This window comes from Mesorhizobium sp. Ca11 (assembly GCF_020165275.1).
Taxonomy (GTDB): Bacteria; Pseudomonadota; Alphaproteobacteria; order Rhizobiales; family Rhizobiaceae; genus Mesorhizobium.
This window is the reverse complement of the sequence record NZ_JAIUHU010000037.1, coordinates 1-4,445: the sequence shown is the minus strand read 5'-3', so window position 1 is coordinate 4,445 and position 4,445 is coordinate 1. Positions and strand designations below refer to the sequence as shown.

Annotated in this window: 3 protein-coding genes; 1 reads left to right on the top strand and 2 read right to left on the bottom strand. The window is 64.3% G+C overall.

Annotated features, from left to right (window positions below; genetic code table 11):
* A partial coding sequence (locus LB538_RS29060) for a VCBS domain-containing protein (RefSeq protein ID WP_224685901.1) occupies positions 1-1,561 on the bottom strand: 1,561 nt, incomplete at its 3' end.
* Positions 1,562-2,195: 634 nt separating this feature from the next.
* The gene (locus LB538_RS29055) at positions 2,196-3,689 is read right to left on the bottom strand and encodes an ATP-binding protein (RefSeq protein ID WP_224532816.1); all 1,494 of its coding nucleotides are present in this window, start codon (positions 3,687-3,689) and stop codon (positions 2,196-2,198) included.
* Positions 3,690-3,927: 238 nt separating this feature from the next.
* Here LB538_RS29055 and LB538_RS29050 point away from each other — a divergent pair, with 238 nt between their 5' ends.
* Positions 3,928-4,182 carry a hypothetical protein gene (locus tag LB538_RS29050; protein WP_224532818.1) on the top strand — a complete coding sequence of 85 codons (255 nt, stop codon included), beginning with the start codon at positions 3,928-3,930 and terminating at the stop codon, positions 4,180-4,182.
* Positions 4,183-4,445 lie beyond the last annotated feature (263 nt).

Genomic DNA, 4,445 nt, shown 5'->3' with positions numbered 1-4,445 from the left:
CGCCGATCGAGGCGGCGTCGTTGGCGCCGGTGATGTTGACCACGATGTCGTGATGCGCGGTGCCGTCGGCCGAGGTGACCGTCAGCGTGTCGGTGACGGCATCGCCGCCATTGAGCGCCTGGGTGGCGGTGCGGCTGTCGTCGAGCGCGTAGCTCCACTGGCCGGTCTGCTCGTCGAAGGTGAAGGTGCCGTAGGTGCCGTTCAGGCTCGCCGGCGCCTGGAAATGCGCCTCGCCGTCGTCGACGTCGCTCACCGTCAGCTGGCCCGAGGCGGAGGGATCGCCGGCCGTGCCGTTGTTCACCCCGCCGGCCTCGCTCACCGCATAGTCGCCGCCGGCGACCACGCCGATCGAGGCGGCGTCGTTGGCGCCGGTGATGTTGACCACGATGTCGTGATGCGCGGTGCCGTCGGCCGAGGTGACCGTCAGCGTGTCGGTGACGGCATCGCCGCCATTGAGCGCCTGGGTGGCGGTGCGGCTGTCGTCGAGCGCGTAGCTCCACTGGCCGGTCTGCTCGTCGAAGGTGAAGGTGCCGTAGGTGCCGTTCAGGCTCGCCGGCGCCTGGAAATGCGCCTCGCCGTCGTCGACGTCGCTCACCGTCAGCTGGCCCGAGGCGGAGGGATCGCCGGCCGTGCCGTTGTTCACCCCGCCGGCCTCGCTCACCGCATAGTCGCCGCCGGCGACCACGCCGATCGAGGCGGCGTCGTTGGCGCCGGTGATCGTAATCGTCACGTCATGCGTGGTCGTGCCGCCGTGGCCGTCGTCTGCCTTGATCGTATAGGTCAGGGTGAGATGCTCGCCCGCCGAGAGATAGTCGAAAGCTTGCGGCGTGGAATTGAACGACCAGTTGATCGCGCCCGATGTGTGACTGTTGTCGATGACGGGATTGCCGCCCAGCGACAGCATGTTCACGACATCGGCAGCGTGAAGGGAGCCGGTAGCTCCGCCCAAGGTCACTCCCGTCACCGAGGCATTGACCGTATCATGGATATCGACATCGCTGACGGTCAGCGTACCGTTTGTCGACAAAGGGGAGTTTGTTTCGTTAAGCGTGACAGCATCGTGATCGCCGGCGGTGACGGTGATCACCGGGGCATCGTTGGTACCTGTGATCACCACCGTCAGCGTGCCAACGCTGAGCGTGCCGTTCGACATCTTGATCGTGTATTGGATCGTGTCCGTGAACTGCTCGCCAGCGCCGAGCGCGTTGATCAGGGGGGCTAGAGTGGTTGCGTCATAATGAATCTTGTTGTCGGTGCCGATCCAGAATTTCGCCCCGCTCGTGCTGCTGGTTTCGATGACGTTCGCACCGTCCTGGATCAGCAGGTCCTTGTTGTAATCAGCGAACGCCTTGTTGGTGACGACAATCCCGGCCCCTCCGTCATCGTTCTTGATGCCGTCGTCCACCGAATAGATCGTCGTCTTGGTTCCGCCGCCGCTCGCCGCGAGAACGTCGAATGTGAACAGGAGGCTGCCGTCCTCGCTGCCGGATTGCGTCAGATTGGCTGCCGCGCCCGAATTCGAAAACGTGACGGTCGAGCCTGAAACTGTTGTGGTCGCCATTGCCAATTACCCCCTGTGATCCCTTTGCGAACGACCAAAGTGTTCGCCCCGACGGTTACTGCTGATCCTGGTGCGGACGACGCAAGCGAATGCTTCCGCCCGCGGCGGTTGGTCAGGACCAAGCCACTCTGATTGAACGTAAAAACTTCTCTCGCCGAGAGACAAAACCCCACCCCAGAGCGCTTGCACGCTCGCACCCAACGTTCCTAGCTGGCGTGCCCCCCTTCGGTCGCCGCAATCGCGGGACAGGCATACCTATATTCAGGTATATTAGGTTTTTATGATTTGGAAACCATAACGGAATATATATTGTCGCGTAATATTAACGATTCATTAGACATTTAACAAATCTGAGATCCCGCCGATTGATGCATGTGTCCCTCAAAGCGGGCTGCGATCTGGAGCGAATGACAGGCATCAAAATAAAGAATTTAAAGTGCGCGGCCCGAATACGTTCCGGCGCAGCCTGCTTTGACGGCGCAACGTCGATTTCGCCGCCGCTCGGTCGCTGGCATTCTGTTGGAAATTCTATTGAACTATGTAGTGCCGCGCGCAACCAAGGCGGGCTGGCCGTCAATCAATGGCCCACAGTTGATTCGCCAAAGCCTGGTCGGCCGCGCCTTTTCATGCAACCTCACACCGGGAGGCTGTCCTGCTCCAAGGCATTCGGGTCGCCCGGCGCCGTCGCCCAGGCGAGCTCGACCAGCGTCACGGTTCGCCGGCCGGCGCCGTCGACCTGGCAGACGATGAGGCCCTGCTCCTCGATATAATCGAGCAGCCGGCGCGCGCGGCGCAGCGAATGCGAACCGTAAGCCCGCGCGATCGCCGCGTCGCTCGGGCAAGGCCAGCCTTCCTTGGCGGCGCGCGCGATCATCATGAACACGCCCTGCATGTCTTCGGGCAGCAGCGAGGCGCGCACGGAAACGTCGCGCCAGGCGTCGTCCTCGGCCATGTCGGAGCCGACGCCGGCGCGGGCGCGCGTCAGCATGCGGCGGAACTCCGAAAGGTCGGGCACGACCGAAGCGAGGCCCTCGATGCGGCAGCGGACCACGAACTCCTGGTAGAGCACGCCGATGACGCGGAACCCCGCATCCGGCTCCGCCAGGATGGCGCGCAGTATGCGGTCCATCCGCTCGCGCCGCTCTGCCAGGTCCTCGGCGCTTGGCTGCGGTTCCATCGGCTCGGGGCGAATGTCCAGCGGCGCGGCCTTGGCCGCCATCAATTGGTCGAGCAGGTCGGGCGAAGGCCGGCGCATCGGCCTGACCGTCTCCGGCGGCGGCGCGGCAAGAATGATCGCGCGCGCATCTTCGAGCGCGGCTCCCGGCATCGGCATCAGCCGCGGCGTGCCGTTGCGCGGGCTGGTTTCGGTCTGGCCGATGCGCACGCCGAGCGGACGGCGCGACAAGGCAGGACCGAGCGCCATGAAATGCCCGCGCTCCAGGTCGCGGAAAGCTTCGGCCTGGCGCCGTTCCATGCCGAGCAGGTCGGCGGCGCGCGCCATATCGATGTCGAGGAAGGTCCGGCCCATCAGGAAGTTGGAGGCTTCCGCCGCGACGTTCTTGGCGAGCTTCGCCAGCCGCTGCGTGGCGATGATGCCGGCAAGCCCGCGCTTGCGGCCGCGGCACATCAGATTGGTCATGGCGCCCAGCGAGAGCTTGCGTGCCTCGTCCGAAACCTCGCCGGCGGCGGCGGGCGCGAAGAGCTGCGCCTCGTCGACCACCACCAGCATTGGGTACCAATGGTCGCGCGCGACCTCGAACAGTCCGCCGAGGAAGGCCGCGGCCCGCCGCATCTGGTTCTCGGCATCGAGCCCTTCGAGGTTGAGCACCGTCGAGACGCGGTGGATGCGCGCCCGCTCGCCAGCCGCCTGCAGGCCGCGCTCGGTATGTTCCTCCGCGTCGATCACCAGATGGCCAAAGCGTTCACCCAGAGACACGAAGTCGCCTTCGGGGTCGATGATGGTCTGCTGCACCCAGGGCGCGCTCTGCTCCAGAAGACGGCGCAGCAGATGCGACTTTCCCGAGCCCGAATTGCCCTGCACCAGCAGGCGGGTCGCCAGCAACTCCTCAAGGTCGAGGGCCGCCGACGCGCCTGCGCTCGTCTGCCCCATCTCGATTGCAACGGTCATATTTCGACTCGGATCGTCTCCCTGCGCGCGACGGGCTTATCAACCCGAGCGCGGTGCGTCGAGCTTGCCGGCCATCGGCCAACCGATGTCCACATCTAAGGGCGGGCGGCCCGTCCCTGGGGCCGAATGGGCGGCAGGCTGTTCGGCAATCGCACTGGTCGGACCACCATTTCGCTGGCGCAATCCAACCATTGGCGTATCATTCTTTTCAGAGAGGGTTCATGGCAGGAGGAGGCCAATGAACATCGCTGCGGAAGTGCCGGTCCCGGACCTGACGGTGCAAGACCTTGTTTCGTCTGCTCTTTCGAGCTTTCGCGCTGGCGACACCGTGTCCACACGCGCCATGCTCGATGCCATACGCCACGCCGACCCCGCCTGCGTGGACAGCGACGACCATCTGGTCGAGCTAATCGTGATGACCGCCGTTGGTAAGACCATGGGCGTCGTCTTCGACCACCGCTCGCCCGATGAGCGATTGCCGCGTTTTTCCTAGCGAGCCCCTCGGCTGAAGCCTTCTAACGTCGTCATCCACGGGCGGAGCAAGGAGCGAAGCGACGCGCGCAGACCCGAGGATCCATTCCGTGACTTCGAAGCGTCGCAGTGGTGCAGAACTTCACTCGGGGTTGCGCCGTTGCGATGATATTCTGGAACCATCCCGCTCTTCGACCGTCGTCACGGAATGGCAACTGTGTTCATGCGAATGCGGTTTTGTCGCGAATGATAGCGTTAAGGACGACCAGGAGCTTCCTTGCGACG

Bases quoted from the DNA above. Each gene is read 5' to 3' on its own strand.
- LB538_RS29055 (WP_224532816.1), bottom strand. From the start codon at position 3,689: ATGACCGTTGCAATCGAGATGGGGCAGACGAGCGCAGGCGCGTCGGCG.
- LB538_RS29050 (WP_224532818.1), top strand. From the start codon at position 3,928: ATGAACATCGCTGCGGAAGTGCCGGTCCCGGACCTGACGGTGCAAGAC.